This window comes from Nocardia spumae (assembly GCF_020733635.1).
Classification (GTDB): Bacteria; Actinomycetota; Actinomycetes; order Mycobacteriales; family Mycobacteriaceae; genus Nocardia; species Nocardia spumae.
In genome coordinates this window covers 6441997-6463810 of record NZ_JAJFZL010000001.1, presented here as the reverse complement: position 1 = coordinate 6463810, position 21814 = coordinate 6441997, and the positions used below count along the sequence as shown (strand labels likewise).

At 67.8% G+C, this 21814-nt stretch carries 20 protein-coding genes; 12 read left to right on the top strand and 8 right to left on the bottom strand.

Annotated features, from left to right (window positions below; all coding sequences use genetic code 11):
• Positions 1 to 7 precede the first annotated feature (7 nt).
• Together LKD76_RS28745 and LKD76_RS28740 are read right to left on the bottom strand one after the other, a co-directional pair.
• Positions 8 to 745, bottom strand: coding sequence for an SDR family NAD(P)-dependent oxidoreductase (locus LKD76_RS28745; protein ID WP_227985448.1), 738 nt, complete (start codon positions 743 to 745; stop codon positions 8 to 10).
• A gap of 13 nt (positions 746 to 758) precedes the next feature.
• Positions 759 to 1571 (bottom strand): enoyl-CoA hydratase/isomerase family protein, encoded by an 813-nt coding sequence (locus LKD76_RS28740; RefSeq protein ID WP_227984515.1) that lies wholly within the window; start codon positions 1569 to 1571, stop codon positions 759 to 761.
• 170 nt (positions 1572 to 1741) lie between these two features.
• Between LKD76_RS28740 and LKD76_RS28735 the strand changes: the two genes are divergently transcribed.
• Entirely contained in the window at positions 1742 to 1921 is a 180-nt protein-coding gene (locus LKD76_RS28735) for a hypothetical protein (protein WP_227984514.1), read from the top strand.
• Between the two features lie 168 nt (positions 1922 to 2089).
• Complete coding sequence (locus LKD76_RS28730) at positions 2090 to 2791, top strand: polyprenol monophosphomannose synthase (protein ID WP_227985447.1); 702 nt, start codon at positions 2090 to 2092, stop codon at positions 2789 to 2791.
• On the opposite strand, the gene LKD76_RS32240 is transcribed toward LKD76_RS28730, so the two are convergent.
• Together LKD76_RS32240 and LKD76_RS28720 are read right to left on the bottom strand one after the other, a co-directional pair.
• Positions 2788 to 4212 carry an HAD-IB family hydrolase gene (locus tag LKD76_RS32240; protein WP_227984513.1) on the bottom strand — a complete coding sequence of 475 codons (1425 nt, stop codon included), beginning with the start codon at positions 4210 to 4212 and terminating at the stop codon, positions 2788 to 2790. The genes LKD76_RS28730 and LKD76_RS32240 overlap by 4 nt on opposite strands.
• Positions 4209 to 6587 (bottom strand): glycerol-3-phosphate 1-O-acyltransferase, encoded by a 2379-nt coding sequence (locus LKD76_RS28720; protein WP_227984512.1) that lies wholly within the window; start codon positions 6585 to 6587, stop codon positions 4209 to 4211. The genes LKD76_RS32240 and LKD76_RS28720 overlap by 4 nt, the downstream gene beginning before the upstream one ends.
• A gap of 230 nt (positions 6588 to 6817) precedes the next feature.
• On the opposite strand from LKD76_RS28720, the gene LKD76_RS28715 reads away from it, so the two are divergent.
• Entirely contained in the window at positions 6818 to 8107 is a 1290-nt protein-coding gene (locus LKD76_RS28715) for a salicylate synthase (RefSeq protein WP_227984511.1), read from the top strand.
• 61 nt (positions 8108 to 8168) lie between these two features.
• On the opposite strand, the gene LKD76_RS28710 is transcribed toward LKD76_RS28715, so the two are convergent.
• On the bottom strand, positions 8169 to 9809 hold the full coding sequence (locus LKD76_RS28710) for a (2,3-dihydroxybenzoyl)adenylate synthase (protein ID WP_227984510.1): 1641 nt from the start codon (positions 9807 to 9809) through the stop codon (positions 8169 to 8171).
• A gap of 166 nt (positions 9810 to 9975) precedes the next feature.
• Here LKD76_RS28710 and LKD76_RS28705 point away from each other — a divergent pair, with 166 nt between their 5' ends.
• The 3 genes from LKD76_RS28705 (at position 9976) to LKD76_RS28695 (ending at position 12847) form a co-directional block, all read left to right on the top strand.
• The gene (locus LKD76_RS28705; RefSeq protein ID WP_227984509.1) at positions 9976 to 10857 is read left to right on the top strand and encodes an oxidoreductase; all 882 of its coding nucleotides are present in this window, start codon (positions 9976 to 9978) and stop codon (positions 10855 to 10857) included.
• Between the two features lie 127 nt (positions 10858 to 10984).
• The gene (locus LKD76_RS28700; RefSeq protein ID WP_227984508.1) at positions 10985 to 11455 is read left to right on the top strand and encodes a carboxymuconolactone decarboxylase family protein; all 471 of its coding nucleotides are present in this window, start codon (positions 10985 to 10987) and stop codon (positions 11453 to 11455) included.
• A 294-nt stretch (positions 11456 to 11749) separates the two neighbouring features.
• On the top strand, positions 11750 to 12847 hold the full coding sequence (locus LKD76_RS28695; RefSeq protein WP_227984507.1) for a 3-deoxy-7-phosphoheptulonate synthase: 1098 nt from the start codon (positions 11750 to 11752) through the stop codon (positions 12845 to 12847).
• Positions 12848 to 12884: 37 nt separating this feature from the next.
• Here LKD76_RS28695 and LKD76_RS28690 read toward each other — a convergent pair whose 3' ends face one another.
• Complete coding sequence (locus LKD76_RS28690; protein WP_227984506.1) at positions 12885 to 14060, bottom strand: pyridoxal phosphate-dependent aminotransferase; 1176 nt, start codon at positions 14058 to 14060, stop codon at positions 12885 to 12887.
• Between the two features lie 196 nt (positions 14061 to 14256).
• Between LKD76_RS28690 and LKD76_RS28685 the strand changes: the two genes are divergently transcribed.
• Positions 14257 to 14454 carry a hypothetical protein gene (locus LKD76_RS28685; protein ID WP_227984505.1) on the top strand — a complete coding sequence of 66 codons (198 nt, stop codon included), beginning with the start codon at positions 14257 to 14259 and terminating at the stop codon, positions 14452 to 14454.
• A gap of 99 nt (positions 14455 to 14553) precedes the next feature.
• Here the strand turns inward: LKD76_RS28685 and LKD76_RS28680 are convergent, their stop codons facing one another.
• Positions 14554 to 15495 (bottom strand): sigma-70 family RNA polymerase sigma factor, encoded by a 942-nt coding sequence (locus LKD76_RS28680; protein WP_227984504.1) that lies wholly within the window; start codon positions 15493 to 15495, stop codon positions 14554 to 14556.
• Between the two features lie 66 nt (positions 15496 to 15561).
• Here LKD76_RS28680 and LKD76_RS28675 point away from each other — a divergent pair, with 66 nt between their 5' ends.
• The 4 genes from LKD76_RS28675 (at position 15562) to LKD76_RS28660 (ending at position 20169) form a co-directional block, all read left to right on the top strand.
• On the top strand, positions 15562 to 16140 hold the full coding sequence (locus tag LKD76_RS28675) for a GNAT family N-acetyltransferase (protein WP_227984503.1): 579 nt from the start codon (positions 15562 to 15564) through the stop codon (positions 16138 to 16140).
• Positions 16141 to 16276: 136 nt separating this feature from the next.
• Positions 16277 to 17935, top strand: a complete 1659-nt coding sequence (locus tag LKD76_RS28670; RefSeq protein WP_227984502.1) for a DNA repair helicase XPB — start codon at positions 16277 to 16279, stop codon at positions 17933 to 17935.
• Positions 17936 to 17983: 48 nt separating this feature from the next.
• A complete protein-coding gene (locus tag LKD76_RS28665; protein WP_227984501.1) occupies positions 17984 to 18649 on the top strand; it encodes a DUF3239 domain-containing protein in 666 nt (221 codons plus the stop codon).
• An 86-nt stretch (positions 18650 to 18735) separates the two neighbouring features.
• Positions 18736 to 20169: a M1 family metallopeptidase gene (locus LKD76_RS28660; protein ID WP_308188598.1), complete on the top strand. Its 1434-nt coding sequence runs from the start codon at positions 18736 to 18738 to the stop codon at positions 20167 to 20169.
• 36 nt (positions 20170 to 20205) lie between these two features.
• Here the strand turns inward: LKD76_RS28660 and LKD76_RS28655 are convergent, their stop codons facing one another.
• Entirely contained in the window at positions 20206 to 21015 is an 810-nt protein-coding gene (locus LKD76_RS28655; protein ID WP_227984500.1) for a hypothetical protein, read from the bottom strand.
• Positions 21016 to 21292: 277 nt separating this feature from the next.
• Here LKD76_RS28655 and LKD76_RS28650 point away from each other — a divergent pair, with 277 nt between their 5' ends.
• Positions 21293 to 21811, top strand: coding sequence for an LppU/SCO3897 family protein (locus LKD76_RS28650; RefSeq protein WP_227984499.1), 519 nt, complete (start codon positions 21293 to 21295; stop codon positions 21809 to 21811).
• Positions 21812 to 21814 lie beyond the last annotated feature (3 nt).

Here is a 21814-nt window from a genome sequence, read left to right as displayed (position 1 = left end):
TCCGGGGTCAGCCGGCCATGGTGAGTCCGCCGCTGACGCTGAGCACCTGGCCGGTGATGAACGACGCGTCGGGGGAGGCGAAGAAGGTGACCGGGGCGGCCACTTCTTCGGGCCGGGCCAGCCGGCGGAACGGAATAGCCTTGATCAGAGCCTCTTTCAGCCCCTCGGCCTGTGCCTGGAACAGAGGTGTGTCGGTCGGGCCCGGGCAGACGCAGTTGACCGTGATCGAGTACCGGGCCATCTCGCGCGCCAGGGATTTGGTGAGTGCGATGACGCCGCCCTTGGCGCCCGCGTAGATGGTTTCCCCGGCGCTGCCGACCCGGCCGGCGTCACTGGCCAGGTTGATCACCCGGCCGCCGCTCCCCGAATCCACCATGCCCGGCAGGAAAGCGCCGCACATGTGCACCGGGCCGAGGTAGTTGATCGCGACGACCTTCTGCGCGAATTCCGGTGTGGCATTGAGGAACTTGTCGGTGCGATCCCAGCCGGCGGCGTTGACCAGCACGTTCGGCACCCCGGCTGCGGCGTGTACCTGATCGCGTAGCGCGCCGACCTGGGCGCGGTCGGCGATGTCCACCCTCATCGCGAGGATGCGGTCGGCCTGCTTCTCGGCCGTGCGCTCGGCGGCGTCGAGATCGAGATCGGCGGCCACGACCGTGGCGCCACCCGCGGCCAGGGCCAGGGTGATCGCCCGGCCGATACCCGACCCGGCTCCGGTGACGACGGCAATGGTCCTGTCGCTCATCATTGTTCGATCCTCAGTTGCTGGTGAGTGCACGGGCGGAGGGGAAGTTCGGTGCCCGCTTCTCGCGCAGCGCGGTGTAGCCCTCGGTGATATCGGGGCCCATGAAGCAGAGCATTTCGTAGGCGGCGGACTGATCGAAGATCGGACCGGCCTGCTTGAGCCAGTTGTTGAGTGCCTTCTTGGTCCAGCGGATCGCCAGCTGGGATCCGCCGGCGAGTGTGCCCGCGACCGCGAGGGCGTCGGCGAGCACCTGTTCGCGCGGCACCGCACTGGTGACCATGCCGATCCGCTCGGCCTCGGCGCCGTCGACCATCTCGCCGGTCAGCAGGTAGTACTTGGCCTTGGCCATGCCCGAGAGCAGCGGCCACAGGATCGCGGCGTGATCGCCGGCGGCGACGCCGAGCTTCACGTGGCCGTCGCCGAGTTTGGCGTCCCGGGCGCAGATGGAGATGTCGGACAGCAGTGCGACGACGAGCCCGGCACCGACGGCCACCCCGTTGACCGCGGCGATGACCGGCTTCTCGCAATTGATCATGTTGTAGACCAGATCGCTCATCTCGCTGAGCATGTTCGCGACCCGCTCGTGGTTACCGGCCATCCGCTCGACCATGGCCAGGTCGCCGCCCGCGGAGAAGGCCTTACCCGCGCCGGTGATGACCGCGACGCGGGTCTCCGGATCGGCCGAGACGTCCGACCAGACCCGCGCCAGCTCGGCGTGCATCTGCTCGTCGGCGGCGTTGTACTTCTCCGGCCGATCGATCGTGATCAGCAGAACGCCGTCCTCGAGGCGTTTGAACGTCAGCTGCTCGTAGGTGGAGAAATCCATCGCACTTCCTTCTGCTCGGACGGGCGGCGACCGCGAACCGTCCCGGTGAGTGAATTGGTATTTGTAGTGAATGAACGTACATTCACAGGCATGATGTGTCAAGGGCCACACCGCCGGACGGAATCGCCGGATCGCTGACAGGCCGGGCGGCGGATGCGACGATGATCGTCATGGGCGATTCCGATGACCGCTGGTACTACTGCCTCAAGCACCACCGCCCCGAACAGGGCAAGCGCTGCTGGTTCGCCGATCGGATGGGCCCGTATCCGGACCGGGCCACCGCCGAACGGGCACTGGACATCGTGCGTGAACGCAACGCCGCCGACGACGCGCGTGACGGGAGGGATTGAGGCGCTCGCGCGGGCGGCAACCGATTCGAATTCGGGACGACCGGGCAGCTCGTTCCCGCTCAGGAAGGTGGGCTACGGTTCTCCTGAGCAGCGTTGTGCCCGTATCCGGAGCGGGCGCGCAATCAGGTCGATTCGAGCGGAGGGCGACTTGTGAAGGTGACCGTGGTGGTGCCGACGTACAACGAGCGGGAGAACCTGCCGGTGGCGGTGGAGCGTCTCACCGCATTACCGGTCGCCGACCTGCATGTTCTGGTTGTCGACGACAACTCTCCGGACGGTACCGGTGAGGTCGCTGACAAGCTGGCCGTCGAGCTGCCGTCCGCGGTGAGCGTGCTGCACCGCACCGAGAAGGACGGCCTGGGCCGGGCTTATATCGCGGGCATCACCAGGGCTCTCGACGAAGGCGCCGACGTGGTCATCCAGATGGACGCCGATCTGTCGCATCCGGCCGAGGTGATTCCGGCCATGCTGGACAAACTCGAGAACTCCGGCGCCGGCGTGGTCCTGGGCTCGCGCTACGTCCCGGGGGGATCTACCGCCGCCGAGTGGAAGTGGTACCGCAAGGCGCTGTCCGCCTGGGCGAACTTCTACGTGAACGCGATCCTGCGGCTCGGCGTCAAGGACGCCACGGCCGGATTCAAGGCGTGGAAGGCCGAGACCCTGCGTGCCATCGATGTGGCCTCCATCCACAGCAACGGCTACTCCTTCCAGGTCGAGATGAACTACCGCACGATCAAGCAGGGGATTTCCATCGCCGAGGTGCCGATTCGTTTCGAGGAGCGGACCAAGGGCGCCTCGAAGATGAGCCTGAAGGTGCAGCTGGAATCGGCGCTCATGCCGTGGAAGCTGCTGTTCGGCCGCAGCGTCTAGTTCGGCCAGTCGCGCAGCGCATCCACGAACAGCTGCCGTACCCGCTCGATCTCGGCGTCCATGGCGCTCGGATTCCAGCCGCTCACGTCGATCGGCGCCAGGAGCGCCACATCGACGGTGCCCTTGCGCACGATCGGCGAATTCCGCCAGGCGATTTCGCCCGAATTGCGGATGACCAGGGGGATGATCGGCACGCCGGCCGCGATGGCGATATGGAAGGCCCCCTTCTTGAAGCGGCCGATACGCGGAGTCATCGACCGGGTGCCCTCCGGTGCCACCACGATCGACAGCCCGCCGCGTAGCGTCTCCACCACCGGTTCCAGTGCCGCCTTCGCGCTGGCCGTGTCGGATCGGTCGATGAATGTCGCCTCGGCGAAGCGCAGCAGCGGGCCGAAGACCGGATTGGCGGTGACCTCCTTCTTCACCACCGCGGTGAATCCGGAGCGCAGCACCTCGGCCAGGACCACCATGTCGAATTGACTCTGGTGATTGAACAGGAAGACCGCCGGCCGCGGCTGCCGGGCGTACTCGGCGCCGGTCACCCGCACGCGCACCCCGGTGGCGCGCAGCGTGGCATCGGCCGCGGTGGCGATCATGGCGTCGGCCATCGACCGGCGCTCGCGGGTGGCCGCGCGGGAGGCGACCCCGAAGGCGGCGCCGCTGAGCAGACCCGTGAAACCGACCGCGGTGCGGGCGAAATCGCTGATCCGCGCCGATTCGCGCGGCCGGAAGGTCAGGATCGGCCAGTCCCGTTCACCGGCGGTCATGGCCATGCGCGGGCCGGGATTCACCGCGACCGGATGGCCGACCGATTCCAGCAGCGGAATATCCGGCGCGGCATCGGCATAGGCGTAGCTGTCGGCCGGGTCGATACCGTGCTCGGCGGCGAAGCGCTGTACCGCCGCCGCTTTCTCGTTGCGCCACAACGGCTTCCCCTCGGTGAAACCGGTGAGGACACCGTCCGCGGTGGCCATCGCGGTGTACAGCACATGTTCGACGCCCAGTTCCCGGGCGGCCGGCAGCACCTGGAACCGGGTGAGGCTGGTGGCCAGGACCACGGTATGCCCCGCCGCCTCGTGCTCCCGGATCAGCTGCCACGCTTCGGGATACAGGTGTCCGTAGATGGTGCCGCGAAACAATCGCTCGCCGAGTTCGGTGAGCTCCTCGGCGGTACGCCCGGCGCACACGTGACTGGCCCGCTGCAGGAAACGCTCGTACTCGCCCTCGACGCGGGAGCCGCGAATGCTGTTCACCAGGGTGTGGACCAGGGCGCGATCGGAGTCGTGGCGCCACGGGACGCGCAGCGGAACGGCGGCAGGGGTGAACCCGGAGACCACCGTCCCGCCGAAGTCGAAGACGGCCGCCACTCGTGGACCTCGCGGGCCGGACCGGATGGCGGAGATCGCCTCGGAGAGATTCACGCTGTCCCCTGCGGTGTGCGGTTGGACGGATCGAGGGTTGCCGCCCGCGAGATCCGGGCGCTGATCGTCGCCAATTCGTCGGCCAGTTCGCGGCGGCGCCGCGCCACATCGGGCGTATCCGGATCGAGCAGGCCGTAGTTCTCGGCGAGTTTCAGTGCGCTGGCGAACAATTCGGACGAGACCGATTCCGGGCTGTGCAACCGCTGCTGGAGCAGCATCTGCCGGCCGACGGCCAGGCATTCGTCGATGAACTGTTTGCGATCCGGACGGGTCGCCGGGTCGGCGGCGGCCAGCCGCTCGGCCACCACCAACTGGGCGTCGAAGAACGATCGCACCACGCGGTGGGCCATGATGAATCCCGAATCGGCCAGTGCGCACACCAGCCGCTCGGCACTGTCGCGCTGTTCCCAATTCCGGTCCAACAGCAGCATTTCCGCACTCATCGCCGCGGCGAACTCGATGCGATCGGGGAAGAAGAACTCGAATTTCAGCAGATCTCGCAGGCGGTAGGCGGCGTCCCAGATCGCCTCGATGCCGGGGGCGGCGCCGGCCTGCCGATCGGCCACCTCCAGGATCGCCAATTCGAGGATGGCCCGGTCGACGAACCAGTGCACCGCGCTGTTGCGATAGAAGGCGGCTTCCAGATGGGCGCCGGACTCGATGGAGTACACCGGTTCCAGTCCGCCGCGATACACGGTGACCACCTTGGCGGCCGACAACTGTTCCAGCACGACCGCCAGGCCGTGATCGTCGCGCAGGGTCTCCAGTTCGCCGGTCGGCAGCGCCCGGCGGCGAATGTAGCCGAGGACCGGTTCCAGGACGTGGCGGACCTCGCCGAGGGTGAGCGCGCGCTCGTGTACACCCAGCAGGGTCAGTGTCACCAAGGCGTTGACGGTGATCGGCGTGACCGCGTTGATGCCGACCGCCACCTCGAAGGCCAAGCGCTGCACCGCCTTGTGCTGCCGATCCGACAGCTCCGCCGAGTCGGTGTCCGAGCGCTCCGGGCCCGGGCGCATCGGATCGCCGTGGACGGCGAGCCGATCGCGCGCCGACAGCGGGGCGCCGAAGCGCACGTACACCCGCCCGGCCGAATGCTGTTGACTGCGGATGTAGCGGGCCAGCCAGGTCAGGCCCTCGGGTTTCTTGGTGCCGCCGGCCTGTTCGGTCGCGATGGACCCCAGTTCGTTGAGCCGCTCGTAGGTGATGGATACGGGTACCAGCAGCACATCGTCGATCCGCCGGCTGCGAATGGCGGAGGCGAGATAGTTCAGCAGCCCGAATCGGGGTGGCCGCAGCTTCCCGGTGCGGGTGCGCCCGCCTTCGAAATACCACTCCAGATTGAATCGCTTCGCCAGCAGGTAGGCGAAGTACTCCTCGACCACGGCCTTGTAGACCTCGTCGTCGCCGAAGCTGCGGCGGATGAAGACGGTGCCGGTGCGGCGCGCGATGGGGCCCATCGGCCAGAAGCTCAGATTGGCGCCGCCGATGACGTGATTGGGTGGGAAATCGTTGCGCGCCAGAGCGTCTCCCAGCACGAACGCATCGACATAGGAACGGTGCGAGGGCAGGAACACCAGCGGGTGGTTGCGATTGAGCCGGCGCAGCGCGGCCAGTCCGGACCGATCGGCGTCGACCTTCCAGGTGGAGGCGTGTACCGGCCGCATGGCCTGGGTGAACAGATCCGACACCAGCCGGCTCTGCGCGGCGACGAGTTCACGCAGCGCCTTCTCCGCCCGCCGGTACACATCCCGCGGTTCGGAGCCGGACTCGGTCGCGATGGCGTCGAGCCGGCGCAGGAATTCGGGGGAGTCCAGAATCTCCTCGACCACCAGCCGCGGCACCTTGTAGCGGTCGCCGATCACCGCCCGTTCGGCCAGTTCCAGCGCCACGATGCCGGCGCGCACGATGGCGCGGGCGAACGGTTCCGCACTTCCCGCCACCCCGGGGTTGTTCGCGCGTAGATCGCTGAGACGGGCGGGCCGGCCGGTGAGGATCAGATGACGGTCGGGGGCCTTGTCCACCAGGCGGCGCTGCAGGAGTCGGTGGGGCCGCCGGGGATTGCTCAGCAGCACCAGATCGGCGAAGGTGGTGCGCCGCACGCCGTCTCGCTCCGCCGGCAGCCACAGCACCCGGATCGGGATCACCAGTGGATCGTCGCGGCGGCCGACCAGTCGAGCGGCCACGGCGGCGGCATCCAGATCGATCTGCGTGACGGGGGCGTCGACTCCGAGTTCGGCGGCGACCCCGCCCTCGGCGAGCCAGCCGCCGATCAGTTCACGTTCCACCGGTGACACCGCGTCGACCAGGGCCACCGCCGAGCGCGGCAGACCGTTCGCGGAGCTCGGAGCCGGAGTCCCGGCGGCGTGATCGATCATGGTGACCCTCCCTCGACGGCGCTCCACCATTCAAGCTCGCGCGACCGCCTTCCCGCAGGAAGTTGGACGCGACGCTCGGAAAGCGTCATCGATGTGTGCTCCGGCACAGCACCTGTGAGGTCAGGTAATGCTAACCTCACCCCCTGTAGTTAGGTAAGCGTAACCTTGGAGGAACGGTGTCGACCACGGACGAGCGGGTGCGAAGCGGTTTTGAAGACGGTCCGGGGTCGATGGGTCGGGCGGTAGTCGCACCCGCCGATGCCATGGCGGCGCTGGCCGCCGCCGACCGTTTCGGTGAGTACGTCTGCTACGAAGGCCCCGACGGCTGGGTATTCGCCGCCGATCCGATCGGGGGTATCGAATTGGACTCCGGCGAACTGCGTGTCGAATGGGAGGGCCGTGCCACCGTCGAGTCGTGGCGGGGCCGCCCGGCCGCGGTGATCGACGCGGCACTGGCGAAGCTGCCGCGGGAGGGCCGCAATGCCTACGGCTGGATCGGATTCGAATTCTGCGCCTGGGCACTGAGCGCTCATGACCACGTCGCGGATCGAACCACCCTGGCGCATCTGATGATTCCCCGGATCGAGGTGCGCATCGATGCGTCCGGTGTGCGGGTTTCCGGCGCGACACCGCGCGAGACCGCCGAGATCCACGAACTGATCGCGCGCGCGGGCGCTACCCCGTCGGCGCAGCCGCGGCCGGTCGACATCACCATCGACCCCACCGACTACCGCGGCCGGGTCGCCGAGGCCGTCGACGAGATCCGGTCCGGTCGGTATCAGAAGGTGATTCTGTCCCGCAAGGTGGATCTGCCGTTCCCCGTGGACATTCCGCGGACCTATCGGCTCGGTCGTGCCAACAACACCCCCGCCCGTTCCTTCCTGCTGCGGCTGGGCGGCCTGGAAGCGGCCGGATTCAGTCCGGAACTGGTGGTCTCGGTCGACGATCGACGCGTCGTGACCACCGAACCGCTGGCCGGCACCCGCGCCTTCGGCCGCGGGGCGGAAGCCGATGCCGCGGCACGCGAGGAACTGGTCGGGGATCCGAAGGAGATCGTCGAACACGCGATCTCGGTGCAGACCTCGTTCGGCGAGATCGCGGCGGTGGCCGAGCCCGGCAGTACCGCCGTCGCCGATTTCATGGCGGTGCGCGAGCGGGGCAGTGTGCAGCACCTGGCCTCCACCGTGCGTGGCACCCTGGCCGCGGACAAGAGCGCCTGGGACGCGCTGGAAATGCTGTTCCCGTCGGTGACCGCCTCGGGTATTCCGAAGCAGAGCGGTGTGGACGCGGTCTTCCGGCTCGACCACGACGCCCGTGGCCTGTATTCCGGTGCGGTGGTGACCGTTTCCGCCGGGGGCGCGCTGGAGGCGACGCTGGTGCTGCGGGCGATCTACCAGACCACCGAGGGCGCCTGGCTGCGGGCCGGCGCCGGCATCGTGTCGCAGTCGCGGCCGGAGCGGGAATTCACCGAGACCTGCGAAAAACTCGGCAGCGTGGCGCCGTACGTCGTCGAGGCCTGAACGACGACCGAGCCCGGCGGGTGCGACCCGCCGGGCTCGGTCGTTTCCGGGGCCTGTCCCGCTACGGGGCGCCGGCGCCGGGCTCATAGGTGGCGCGCAGCACCTTCTTGTCGATCTTGCCGACGGCGGTGAACGGCAGCGCGTCGGCCCGCTGCACGATATCGGGCAGTTTGTAGGTGGCCAGTCCACGTGCGGTGAGGAATTCCTTGATGTCGAGCAGACTCGGCAGCTCGCCGTCGATCACCAGTACGGCACAGACCTTTTCGCCGAGGCTCGCATCCGGCAGGCCCACCGCGGCCGCGTGCCGGATCGCCGGATGGGCGAGCAGATGCTCCTCGAGTTCGTCGCAGGAGATGTTCTCCCCGCCGCGGTTGATCACATCCTTGATGCGGCCGGAGACGATCAGATGCCCGCTGGGCAACCGCCGCACCAGATCTCCGCTGCGATAGAACCCGTCCGGGGTGAAACCGCGGGAATTGTGTTCCGGCGCACGGTAGTAGCCGCGGATGGTGTAGGGGCCGCGGGTCAGCAGCTCACCCTCCGCGCCCGGCGCCACGTCGTTACCCTCGCCGTCGACGACGCGTACCTCGTCGGCGGGCGAGAGCGGACGGCCCTGGGTGGTGCAGATCAGCTCCGCGGAATCGTCGAGGCCGGTGTAGTTGAGCAGTCCCTCGGCCATGCCGAAGACCTGCTGCAGTGTCGCGCCCAGAGCCCCGGTGACCTCGCGGGCGTTGACCTCGGCCAATTTCGCCCCGCCGACCTGCAACAGCCGCAGGCTCGACAGATCGGCCTCTTCCCATTCCGTGGCCGCACACCACAATTGGGCCAGCGGCGGCACGACCGCGGTCACCGTCACCGCGGAGCGTTCGATGGTGGCGAAGGCGTTCTCCGGACTGGGATCGCTCAGCATCACGATCGAGGCGCCCGCGGCGACGGCGCCCAGGATGCCGGGGCACGACAGCGGAAAGTTGTGCGCGGCGGGCAGAGTGGCCATGTACACGTCGCCGGATGTCAGTTCGCACAGTTCGGCGCTCGCGCGGGCGTTGTAGTGGTAATCGTCGTGGGTGCGGGCGATGAGCTTGGGTAGTCCGGTGGTGCCGCCGGAGACCAGCATCACCGCGATACCGGAGGCATCGACCGCGGGCAGCGAGTCACCGTCGCGCGGAACCGAGTTCAGATCGAGGTAGGTGCCCGGGTCGCCGAGAACGAAGACCGTCCGCAACGACGGCACCCGTGCCGCCACCGCGGCCGCCAGATCGCGATAGTCGAAGTCGCCGACCCGGTCGGCCACGATGTAGCCGGTGGCCCCGGACAGCCGGGTGAGATGTTCGATCTCGGCCTGCCGGTGCGCCGGCAGAGCCAGCACCGGGACGATTCCCGCGCGCAGCGATCCGAACAGCACCTCGACGAATTCGCTCACGTTGGGGAGTTGGACGACCACCCGGTCACCGGCTTCGATACCGGCCGCGAGCAGCCCGTGCGCCATGCGATCGGCGCGCCGGTCGAGTTCGGTGTAATCGATCGGCCCGCTGCCGGTGTGCAGTGCGGGCCGTGTGGGCCAGGTGCGCGCCGCGGTACGCAGCAGCTCACCCAGCGCTTCGCCGCGCCAGTAGCCGGCGGCTCGGTACCGGTCGGCGAATTCCGCGGGGAAGGGTACGAAACCGTCGAGAAGGTCCTGCTGGGCAGGGGATGTCGTAGTCACGGATATCGCCTCACGGGTCGAGCTGCACGGCGTCCGGGCCGTCTGGGATAGGTTAGGCAACCCTATATCAGTGGGAGGGCGCGGTCTGCTTTCCGCCCCGCCGCCGTGACCACCCGGCTGCACCACAACAGCGCGCCGCGGTGGTGACGCGAATAGACTCGGGCGGGTGAGCGGTTGGAACATCTCCGATATTCCGGACCAGAGCGGCCGCACGGTCATTGTGACCGGCGCCAACAGCGGACTCGGCGCGGTCACCACCCGCGCCCTGGCGCAGGCCGGCGCGCAGGTCGTCATGGCCTGCCGCGACGAGGTGAAGGCCCGTGCGGTCGCCGACACCATCGGTGACCGGGTGCAGGTGCGCAGGCTCGACCTCGCCGACCTGTCCTCGATCCGCGAGTTCGCGCGTGGAATCGACGGCGCCGATGTGCTGATCAACAACGCCGGTGTGATGGCACTGCCGCTGCGGCGTACCGCCGACGGATTCGAAATGCAGTTCGGCACCAACCATCTCGGCCATTTCGCGCTGACCGGACTGCTTCTGGACAAGATCTCCGAACGGGTCGTCACCGTCTCCAGCGGCGCCCATCTCATCGGCCGGATCGATCTGTCCGATCCGAACTACGAACATCGCCGCTACGAGCGGTGGCGGGCCTACGGTCAGTCGAAACTGGCGAATCTGATGTTCGCCTACGAACTGCAGCGCAGGCTCACCGCGGCGGGATCGTCGAAGCTCTCGGTGGCGGCCCACCCCGGTTACGCCTCGACCGAACTGCAGTCGCATACCGAGTCGTTTCTCGACTCGATCATGTCGCTGGGTAATCGGATCCTCGCGCAGTCGGCCGAAATGGGCGCGCTGCCAAGCCTTTACGCGGCCACGATGCAGATCGACCCGGGTGCGTTCTATGGTCCAGGCTCCCTGGGCGGGCTACGCGGGTATCCGACCCGGTCCGGATCCTCGGCGGCCTCGCGCGACGAGGTCACCGCCCGCCGGCTGTGGGATCTGTCGGAGAAGCTCACCGAGGTCGATTTTTCGTTCGCCCGTCGCTGAACCGGGCCCGACCGGCCGCGGGTCGCGAATCCGGACACGTGACCGGCGTCACATTCGGTCATGTCACACTCGATGTGGCGACGTCGTCTCTCTTATGTAGCAACGCCACACAAGGAGGACACCGGTCATGGAACCCCGTTTCGCTTCGTTCGCCAACGAGATCTCGATGAAGTTCATCAAGCGGATCGGCAACGCCGGTCAGGTGGTCGACAACAGCACGTTGCCGAAGCCCACCCAGGAGTTGGTGAAACTGCGTGCCAGCCAGATCAACGGCTGCGGCTTCTGCACCGATATGCACTCCAAGGACGCGGCCGCCGCGGGTGAGACCTCGGTGCGGCTGAACCTGGTCGCTGCTTGGCGGGAGGCCGTCGTCTTCACCGAGGCCGAGCGTGCCGCGCTCGCGCTGACCGAGGAGGGCACCCGCATCGCCGATATCCACCGCGGTATCAGCGACGAGACCTGGCAGCAGGTGCGCAAGCACTACGACGACGATCAGATCGCCGCGCTGATCTCGCTGATCGCTCTGATCAACGCCTACAACCGGCTCAACGTCATCGCTGGAACCCCGGCGGGCGAGTACCAGCCCGGTATGTTCTGAGAGTCGCAGGTGCGCGAATCCGGGCCCGGCGCGGGATCTTTCGATCCGGCCGGGCCCCGTCGCGTCCAGTGGGCGCTGTGGGGATCGTCACGTTCGCGAACCCGGCCGCTGATCGCCGCGTGGACGCCCTGGTACAGTCGGCCTCGTGCAGCGCGCGTATTTCTGGTTTACCAAGCCGGCCCCGGGTGGGTCGGTCGGTGACCCGCGCTGACCTACGCCCACCCCGAGCCGGATGACAGACCGGCTCCACGGGATTCGCTCGATGGGTCGGCCTGAGAAAAGGAACCCATCATCATGACCACCGCAGCCGATGTCGACGCGCCTCACAAGGATCTCGACGATCAGCGCACGCTGAGTATCAGTCCCCTGCTCTCGCCCGCGGAAGTTCGCCGTGAGCACCCCATCGACGACGGTCTCGCCGACACCGTCCGGTCCGGACGCGCCGCCACCGTCGAGGTGCTCGACGGCACCGACGACCGCCTGATGGTGGTCGTGGGCCCGTGTTCGGTGCACGACCCCGACGCGGCCCTCGACTACGCGCGCCGCCTCGCCGCCAAGAGTGCCGCACTGTCGGATCAGCTGCACGTCGTGATGCGGGTGTACTTCGAGAAGCCCCGGACCACGCTGGGCTGGAAGGGCCTGATCAACGATCCCCATCTGGACGGGTCGTTCGATGTCAACACCGGTCTCGGGCTGGGGCGGCGGCTGCTGGTCGATATCACCGGGCTCGGTCTGCCGGTGGCCTGCGAATTCCTCGACCCGATCACGCCGCAGTACATCGCCGATCTGGTCTCCTACGGTGCGATCGGGGCGCGCACGGCGGCCAGCCAGGTGCATCGGCAACTGTCGAGCGCGCTGTCCATGCCGGTCGGCATCAAGAACGGCACCGACGGTGACGTCCAGGTCGCCGTCGACGGAGTACGGGCGGCCGGCGCCAGCCACGTCTTCCCCGGCACCGACCTCGACGGCCGTTCGGCACTGATCCGCACCAGCGGCAATCCGGACTGCCATGTGATCCTGCGGGGCGGCAGCTCCGGCACCAACTACGACGCCGCCTCGGTGGCCGAGACCTGCCTGCGGCTGGAGAAGGCCGGATTACCGCAGCGTGTGGTCGTCGACGCCAGCCACGGCAACAGCAACAAGGACCACGCCAAGCAGGTCGACGTCGTCACCGATATCGCCGGGCGCATCGCCGCGGGTGACCGCGCGGTGGTCGGGCTGATGATGGAGAGCTTCCTCGTCGCGGGCCGCCAGGACCTCACCCTGGGGCATGCGGCCGACCTGACCTACGGTCAGTCGATCACCGACGCCTGCCTGGACTGGGAGACCACCGCGGCGCAGCTGGATCGGCTCGCCGACGCGGTCGCCCGCCGCCGCGAGGGCGCTGCCTGATTTCGCCGCCGCGATATCGACGGCGGTCCACCGCCGGCTAGCCGGCGGTGTGCGCCGCGTGCAGCCGGCGGACCGCCTCGTCCAGGGTGCGGTTCTGTTTGCAGAAGGCGAACCGGATCAGGCGGTCCCATGCCTGGCGATCGTCGGCGAAGACGCTGAGCGGAACCGCGGCCACGCCCAGACCTCGCGGGAGCTCCCGGCAGAAGGTCAGCGCGTCGGCGGTGGTGAGACCGCTGATATCGGCGCAGACGAAATAGGTGGCATCGCTGCGCCGCACCGCGAATCCGGCATCGGCGAGCGCCTCGGACAGGCGAATACGCTTATCCGCCAGGCTGTCTCGTAGCTCGCGCACCCACTCCTGCTCATGTTCGAGGGCGTAGGCGACCGCGGGCTGGAAGGGGCCGCCACCGACGAAACTCAGGAACTGCTTGGCCGCGAGCACACCGTCGATCAGCGGCGCCGGCCCGCAGGCCCAGCCGATCTTCCAGCCGGTGACGCTGAACGTCTTCGCGGCGCTCGACACCACGACGGTGCGCTCGTACATGCCCGGCAGCGTCGAGATGCTGATATGGGTGTTGCCGTCGTAGACGAGATGTTCGTAGACCTCGTCGGAGACCACCACCAGATCGTGTTCGCGCGCGAGCTCGGCGATCGCCTCCAGATCGGATCGGGAGAACACCGCACCGGTGGGATTGTGTGGTGTATTCAACAGGAGCATCCGGGTTTTCGGGGTGATCGCGGCGCGCAAGCTGTCCAGATCGAGGGCGAACCCGCTGCCGTCGGGCACCAGGCGCGCGGTGCGGCGAGTGGCGCCGGCCAGGGCGACGACCGCGGCGTAGGAGTCGTAGTACGGCTCGATCAGCACGACCTCCGACCCGGGCTCCACCAGGCCGAGCACCGCCGCCGCCAGTGCCTCGGTGGCGCCGACGGTGACCAGCACCTCGCGGTCGATGTCGTACTCCGTGCCGTAGCGCCGGCGCCGGTCGTCGGCGACCGCCCGTCGCAGCACCGGCATCCCGCGACCGGGCGGGTACTGGTTCAGGCCCTCGGCGATGGCGGTCCGTGCCACCTCGAGCATCGCGGCCGGGCCGTCGGTGTCGGGAAACCCCTGACCGAGGTTGACCGCGTCGTGGCGCACGGCCAGCTCGGTCATTTCCGCGAAGATCGTGGCGCCGAACGGCCGCAGGCGCGACACGGTGGGGATGGCTGACATGGTCTCAACGTAGCGACCGGCTCCGAGGGCTCCGCTTGCCGGTCGTTCGCTACAGTTGCAGCGCAATAGCGAAAGGCTATGTTTCACATTTCTTTCGGCATTCTGACCTGCATGGTTGTGCGGTTTCCCGACGAGAGCTAGCCTCCCCGTGTTCTATCTCACAACCACTTCGGTGGTGGCTCGAAAGGGGCGAAGTATGGCCTCGTATCTCGACCTTCTGCTGCATCCGGCGGCGGGCACGGTTATCGGATACATCAACGACACCCTGCACAACATCTTCGGCAACGACTGGTTCTGGGGTTCCTCGACACCGAACTGGGGTACCGGATCCACGACCGGCAACTGGGGTCTCGGCTCCAGTACCCCGGATATGTGGACCGGCTCGACCTCCTAGAGCGGTGGTCCGGGCGTAATGGCCTTGTCGTGGTGTGGGTTCCCGCGTGCCGCGGGAACGAAGAAGGTCGAGCCGCCGGAACGCGCCGCGTTCCGGCGGTTACGTGGTGCCCCGGGGCAGGCGGATACCGCCGAGCTTCCCGGGATTCGCGATATCGTAAGTGCCCCAGATCAATCCGTCGCGAACGGCGAAACCGATCACGCGGGCCGGAGAGCCCGGGGCACCGTCGCGTGGCGCGCGCTCGTGCATCAGCAGCCCGAGTTGCCCGTTGACGCTGACGAATTCGAACTGTGTCGATTCGGTGGGAGACAGTTCGGACGGATCCATCCGGTACATCCGGATGAGCCCCAGCGCGAACCGCGCGATCCTGTCCGGGCCGAGAATCGCCCGCGCCGCGGTCTTCGCCGTGCCGCCGGTGTCGCCGATGAAGACCGAATCCGGATGCAGCGCCGCGACCACGGCGTCCACATCCCCGGCGGCCAGCGCCACCAGCAGCCTCTGCACCGCGGCGACATGATCGGCGTCGGAGACCGGGTCCGGACTGTGGGCCAACGCCTTTCGCGCACGCACGGCCAGCTGTCGGGCCGCCTCCGGAGACACGTCGAGTAGTTCGGCGATCTCGTCGAAGGGGACCGAGAACGCGTCGTGCAGGACGAAGGCCACCCGCTGCGGCGGGGTCAGCGCGTCCAGTACGACGAGGGCGGCGAAGCGGCAATCCTGTTTGCGGACCACCGATTCCAGCGGATCGGGCTGTCTCGACGGCGCCACGGCGGTGACGATCGGCTCCGGAAGCCACTGCCCCACATAATTTTCCCGGCGTGCCGCGGCACTGCGCAGCCGATCCAGGCAGATACGGCTGACCACGGTGGTCAGCCAGGCGCGCAGATCCTCGATGTCGGACTGGTGAGCGCCCGCCAGGCGTAACCAGCTCTCCTGTACCGCGTCCTCGGCGTCGGCCACACTGCCGGTCAGCCGGTACCCCACCGAGAGCAGATGCGCCCGATGGGATTCGAACAGATCGGCGAGTAACGCGGCAACCATTGGGTTGATTCTACGGTCGCCGGAAATCGGCTGGGCCACCGCCGGGTTGCGTGCCAGCATTAGGCGGTGGAGGACTGTGTACTGACCGATCACACGGTGTGGTTGTCGCGGCCGATCGAGGCCGACGTCGACACGATCATCACCTGCTGCCGGGAGCCGTCGATCGCGGAATGGACGGTGGTGCCGGTGCCGTACCTGCGCTCGGACGCCCTGGGCTTCCTGGCCGGCAACGTCGACCGCGGGTGGGCGGAGCGCAGTCCGGTCTGGGCGGTGCGCACGGCTGCCGATGGGCCGGTCGTCGGCATGCTCGGATTGGATGCGGGACCGCATGCCGGGGCCGCGGAAATCGGCTTCTGGCTCGCCGCCGCCGCGCGCGGACGCGGGCTGATGACCCGCGCGGTGCGGCTGGCCTGCGATTTCGGTTTCGCCACCGACGGGCTGGGACTGACCCGCGTCGAGTGGCGCGCCTTCGCCGGCAACACCGCCTCGGCCGCCGTGGCGCGACGGGCGGGCTTCCACTACGAGGGCTGCCTTCGCCTGGCGGGTACGCAGCGCGGCATTCGCCGGGATTCCTGGATCGCGTCCCGCCTGCGTACCGACCCGCCGGGACCAGCTACCGACTGGCCCGCGCTGACCAGCGGATAGCTGCGGGCCGCCGACGCCACGAATCCACCCTCGGCGAACGTCTGCCCAGCTCGCGTAGGGTTGATGGAGGTTTGTCGGGGGGCCCGGCAACAATGTGGGACGACGGGGGCAGGCCCGAGAATCTGGAGGAGGTGCCGTGACCGACGGACCGCTCATCGTGCAGAGCGACAAAACCCTGCTGCTCGAGGTGGATCACCAGCAGGCCGACGCGGCCCGGCAGGCGATCGCGCCGTTCGCCGAACTCGAGCGCGCACCTGAACACGTGCACACCTACCGGGTGACTCCGCTGGCGCTGTGGAATGCGCGGGCGGCCGGGCACGACGCGGAACAGGTCGTCGACGCGCTGGTCAGCTTCTCGCGCTACGCGGTGCCGCAGCCGCTGCTGGTCGACGTGGTCGAGACCATGGCCCGGTACGGGCGGCTGCAGCTGGTCAAACACCCCGCACACGGTCTGGTGCTGGTCAGCCTGGACCGTGCCGTGCTGGAAGAGGTGTTGCGGCACAAGAAGATCCAGCCGATGCTCGGCAATCGCATCGACGACGACACGGTCGCCGTCCATCCGTCCGAGCGCGGGCGGATCAAGCAGACGCTGCTGAAGATCGGCTGGCCCGCCGAGGACCTCGCGGGCTATGTCGACGGCGAGGCCCATCGCATCGATCTCGACTTCGACACCCACGAATGGCATCTGCGCGACTATCAGGAACTGGCGGCCGACTCGTTCTGGGCGGGTGGCTCCGGCGTCGTGGTCCTGCCGTGTGGCGCGGGCAAGACCATGGTCGGCGCGGCGGCGATGGCCAAGGCGCAGGCCACGACCCTGATCCTGGTCACCAATACCGTCGCCGGACGGCAGTGGAAGCGAGAGCTGCTGGCGCGCACCTCGCTGACCGAGGACGAGATCGGTGAGTACTCCGGTGAGCGCAAGGAGATCCGCCCGGTCACCATCGCGACCTATCAGGTGATCACCCGCAAGACCAAGGGTGAGTACAAACATCTGGAGCTGTTCGACAGCCGCGACTGGGGCCTGGTCATCTACGACGAGGTGCACCTGCTGCCCGCCCCGGTCTTCCGGATGACCGCGGATCTGCAGTCCCGGCGCCGGCTCGGACTGACCGCGACGCTGGTGCGTGAGGACGGGCGCGAGGGCGATGTGTTCTCGCTGATCGGCCCGAAGCGCTACGACGCGCCGTGGAAGGATATCGAGGCGCAGGGCTGGATCGCCCCGGCCGACTGCGTCGAGGTGCGGGTCACGCTCACCGACGCCGAGCGCATGGCCTACGCCACCGCCGAACCGGAGGAGCGCTACAAACTCTGCTCCACCGCCCGGACGAAACTTCCCGTGGTCGAGTCGATTCTGGCGCGGCATCGCGAGGCGCCGACCCTGGTCATCGGCGCCTATCTCGATCAGCTCGACGAGCTGGGCGAACACCTCGACGCCCCGGTCATTCAGGGCTCGACGCGGACCAAGGAGCGCGAGGCGTTGTTCGACGCGTTCCGCAACGGCGAGATTCCGGTCCTGGTGGTGAGCAAGGTCGCGAACTTCTCCATCGATCTACCGGAAGCCTCTGTGGCGGTGCAGGTTTCGGGGACCTTCGGCTCGCGTCAGGAGGAGGCTCAGCGCCTGGGCCGGCTGCTGCGGCCGAAATCCGATGGTGGCCAGGCGCACTTCTATTCGGTGGTGGCACGCGACACGCTGGATGCCGAATATGCCGCGCACCGGCAACGTTTCCTGGCAGAACAGGGATATGCCTATCGCATTACCGATGCGGACGATCTGTTGGGCCCGACGATCGGGTAGCGGTGGCCGCTGGGCCATCGCTACCGGACGGATGTGAGGATTTGACACGTGCGACGCTTCGAATTCGCGGTCGATCGCGAACATGCCCGGGCGGTGAACGAAGTCGTCCGCGATATCCGGCGGCTGCGCATCCTCGCCTTCACCGCCGCGGTCGTGCTCGGTCTGGGCACGGCCGCGCTGATCTGGCTCAACCATCCGTATTCGTTCCTGCTGGCGGTCGCCTTCGCACTGGCGACGATCACCTCGCTGTTCGTGGCAGTGTGGACCCCGTACCGCTCGCGTATCGAGAAGCTGTACGCCGAGGGTGAGCTGGTACCGGCGGTCGTCTCGAGCCGCCACGCCAAGGGGGTCACCCTGCTGGCGCTGGTGAATCTGGCCAAACCCGGCGCCGTACCTCGTTACGCGTTGATCACCCGGGTGGTGCGCGCGCTGCCCGGGCACCGGACCGACGCGGGGGAGCAGGTTCCGTCGGTGACCGTGCGCGCCGATCGCGCGCCGCGATCGGTCGGGGATCTGCGCCAGCCGGTCAGCATGATGCCGATCGCCTGGGGCACCAAGGATCTCGGGGTGCTCGAACGTGCCGTGGCGGCCATCAGCGATGTCGAATGGAAGCTGCTGACCGACAATCTGGGCTTGGCGGAGAAGGTCGGCCGGGTCGATTCCCATCGGCTCCTCCTGGATCCGCAGCAATTACCGGACGAATTGCGCGGCTGACTCGGGTGTCGTCCAGGCGATCGCGCGCGGCCGACTAGCATCGGCGGTTGGTCGGCACGTCGTGCCGGAAAGGGGCGGAGGGTCGGATGAAGTCGCATGTCTGGGCACGGTGTCTCACAGCGGGCGCGTTGTGTGGCGTGGCACTGGTGCTACCCGCGCAGACGCAACCGATGGCGGCGCAGGCGCAGGCGCAACCGGCCGATCCGTTCACCGGATCGCCCGGACTCGGTGACCCGTACTACCCCGACGACGGCAACGGCGGCTACGACGTGCGCCACTACGACGTCGCCATCGACTACGACCCGCCCAGCAGGCACCTCACCGGAACCGCGAGGATCGATGCGGTGTCCACCCAGGCGCTGCGGGCGTTCAACCTCGATTACGCCGGGCCCGCGGTCGAGAAGGTGTCGGTGAACAACCTCCCGGCCGGATTCACGCGTAACGGTGAGCACGAACTGACCGTCACCCCGGCGCTGCCGGTCCTGCCCGGCTTGCCGTTCACGGTCACCGTCGACTACGCCGGCGCCGAGGGCGACAGCCCCGATTCCGGGTGGACGATCTCGCCGAGCGGCGGCGCCTTCGCCGCGGGCGAACCACATTCGGCGACCTCGTGGTACCCACTCAACGACACTCCTTTGGACAAAGCCACTTTCGATCTGAAGGTGACGATTCCGCAAGAGTGGCAGGCGATGTCGAACGGACTGCGGGTCGGTGATCGAGTCGACGGTGACAAGCGCACCGTCACCTGGAGCTCGAAGCATCCGAGCATCGGCTATCTGACCACGGTCGCGATCGACCACTTCGACTTCCTCGACCAGCGGCGCGCGAACGGGACACCGCTGCTCAGTGCCTTCGCGCCCGGCGCAGCCAGGGGCAAGGCACTCGAGGAGCGCCTGCCCGAGGTTCTCGACTTCATCGAATCCATCTACGGGCCCTATCCTTTCGAGAGCGGCGGCGGTATCTACGTCGACACCGGTCTGCACTTCTCACTGGAAACGCAGACCCGGCCGATCTACGCCCCGTGGGTCGATCTGAACACGGTCGTGCACGAGAACGCCCATCAGTGGTGGGGTGATTCGATGTCGGTGCGGAACTGGTCCGACGTCTGCCTGAACGAGTGTTTCGCCAGCTACACCGCCGACTATCTGTGGCCGGAACGCAAGGAGGGCAAGGATGTCGACGCCCTCTACCGCAAGACGGTCGCCCAATTCCTGGACAAGCCCGATTTCTGGGATATCTCGCTGCAGAACCCCGGTGCCGGAAACGAATTCACCGTCGTGTACTCCCGCGGGCCGCTGTTCCTGCACGCACTGCGTCGTCAGATCGGTGATGATGTGTTCTTCCCGGCGGTAGCGCAATTCGTGCAATCACATGCCTACGGCAACGCCTCCATGCCGGAATTCCGCACCTTCATGCAATCCGAGACCGCGACGGATCTGACCGGCTTCTTCGCCGCCTGGCTCGACTCCACGACTCCGCCGCCGGATCGGTATCTGTACCCGGGCACGCTGCGCGGCTGACCGGAACTGAGGGACCGCAAGGTATTTCGGCGCGAATCAGGGGTTCGCGGAGTGTCGCAGGGACTCGTGGTGGGCCTGCGCCCGCGCGAGTTCCTCCTCGGCCCGGCGCACCGCCTCCTCGGCGGCGGCCGCGCCGGCGCGGGTGAATCGGGACGCCTCCTCGGCCTGTTCGAGTTCGGCTCGCAGCGCGGTGATCCGCTCCTCGGCCGCGGCCGCCTCGATCTGCTGCCGGCCGAGTTCGAGCCGCGCCGAATCCCTTGCGGCCCGGGCGGATTCGACGGCCGACGCGGCCGCGGCCAGATCGTCGCCGGTGGTATCGGCCGTCCGCGCGGCGGCTTCCTCGGCATCCGGCACCGCGGCCAAGACGGCTCCGGCGGGACCGAATCCGGCATAGTCCGCGGCGGCGGTCACCACACCGGCGCGCACCCGGTCGGCGACCTCGGGTTCGGCGAGTGCGGCATTGAGGGTGCCGGTCACCGCGCGCAGGACCGGCTCGGTGAGGTCCCTCCCGGAATCGGCGGCGAGGTGAGCCGCTCTGCGCGTCAACGCGTTCACCGCCTTGCGGCGCTGCTCGGCGAGTGTCCGCATCCGCTGCGCGGACAGCGTGCGCTGCGCCTCGCTCAATGCTCGGCCCAGATCCAGTAGTGCCCCCAATTCCTGGGGGGCGTTGCGCGCCAACAGATTTACCGCCCACGCGGCGACGGTCGGGCGACGCAGCCGTGATATCGCCGTGGCCAGCGGTTTGTCACCATCGGCGCGGGCGGCGCGGGCGCGCTCGTCGCGGGCCGCCACGAATTCGGCGGGGTCGAGGGCGTAGAGCTCAGCGGTGACCTCCTCGAGCTGCATGCCTCCGAGCGTAACGATTCGGGCGACGATATCGACTACAGATCGCGTGCGTGTGATGTGTACACGCGCGAATTTCCGGAAAGGTGTCGATCGTGAATTACTTCGGGCTCCAGCTGCTGAACAACCTGCTGCCCAGTATTGTCAACTACTCGCTGATGGGCATGTACGGCCTGCGCTCGCTGCATATGTGAGGCGGGAACCGCCCGGCAGGGCGGGCGGGTATCCTCCCCACCACGTTCGCCGTAGGTGAACGGCTCGGCGAGAAAGGTTTTCGTAGGTGAAGTTCGCAGGACCGAGACCGGTTTCGGGTCTCGTGCTGGCACTGACGGCGTTCGCCGCCCTGACAGTGACCGGCTGTTCGATGTTTTCCGATGCGGCCAAATCCGATACCGCCCGTGCGAAGGTCGGTGACTGCATCAATGTGCTCGAGGGATCGCCCGCAGATTCCAAAACCGAGCCGGTGGATTGTTCCTCGGCCAAAGCCGTCTACACGGTGAAGTCGACCTCGGACAAGAAGCAGGACTGCGGGACCGAGTACTCCTCGTACGAGGAGACCTTCAACGGCGGTACCACCGCTTTCCTGTGCCTGGCTCCCAATCTCAAACAAGGCAGTTGCTACCACGACGACAAGACGACCGGGTTCTCCTACGCCGAATGTGATTCGGCGGATGCCACGGTGAAGGTCGTCAAGCGGGTCGACGGTCAGAGCGACGAATTCCTCTGCGATTCGAATTCGACCTTCCTCACCATCTCCGACCCGAAGACGACGTTCTGCCTGACCAACCCCAAGAGCTGAGCG

Excerpts from the sequence above, each read along its gene's own strand:
- LKD76_RS28745 (WP_227985448.1), bottom strand. The coding sequence starts at position 745 with ATGAGCGACAGGACCATTGCCGTCGTCACCGGAGCCGGGTCGGGTATC.
- LKD76_RS28740 (WP_227984515.1), bottom strand. The coding sequence starts at position 1,571 with ATGGATTTCTCCACCTACGAGCAGCTGACGTTCAAACGCCTCGAGGAC.
- LKD76_RS28735 (WP_227984514.1), top strand. The coding sequence starts at position 1,742 with ATGGGCGATTCCGATGACCGCTGGTACTACTGCCTCAAGCACCACCGC.
- LKD76_RS28720 (WP_227984512.1), bottom strand. The coding sequence starts at position 6,587 with ATGATCGATCACGCCGCCGGGACTCCGGCTCCGAGCTCCGCGAACGGT.
- LKD76_RS28715 (WP_227984511.1), top strand. The coding sequence starts at position 6,818 with ATGGGTCGGGCGGTAGTCGCACCCGCCGATGCCATGGCGGCGCTGGCC.
- LKD76_RS28700 (WP_227984508.1), top strand. The coding sequence starts at position 10,985 with ATGGAACCCCGTTTCGCTTCGTTCGCCAACGAGATCTCGATGAAGTTC.
- LKD76_RS28695 (WP_227984507.1), top strand. The coding sequence starts at position 11,750 with ATGACCACCGCAGCCGATGTCGACGCGCCTCACAAGGATCTCGACGAT.
- LKD76_RS28690 (WP_227984506.1), bottom strand. The coding sequence starts at position 14,060 with ATGTCAGCCATCCCCACCGTGTCGCGCCTGCGGCCGTTCGGCGCCACG.
- LKD76_RS28685 (WP_227984505.1), top strand. The coding sequence starts at position 14,257 with ATGGCCTCGTATCTCGACCTTCTGCTGCATCCGGCGGCGGGCACGGTT.
- LKD76_RS28680 (WP_227984504.1), bottom strand. The coding sequence starts at position 15,495 with ATGGTTGCCGCGTTACTCGCCGATCTGTTCGAATCCCATCGGGCGCAT.
- LKD76_RS28660 (WP_308188598.1), top strand. The coding sequence starts at position 18,736 with ATGAAGTCGCATGTCTGGGCACGGTGTCTCACAGCGGGCGCGTTGTGT.
- LKD76_RS28655 (WP_227984500.1), bottom strand. The coding sequence starts at position 21,015 with ATGCAGCTCGAGGAGGTCACCGCTGAGCTCTACGCCCTCGACCCCGCC.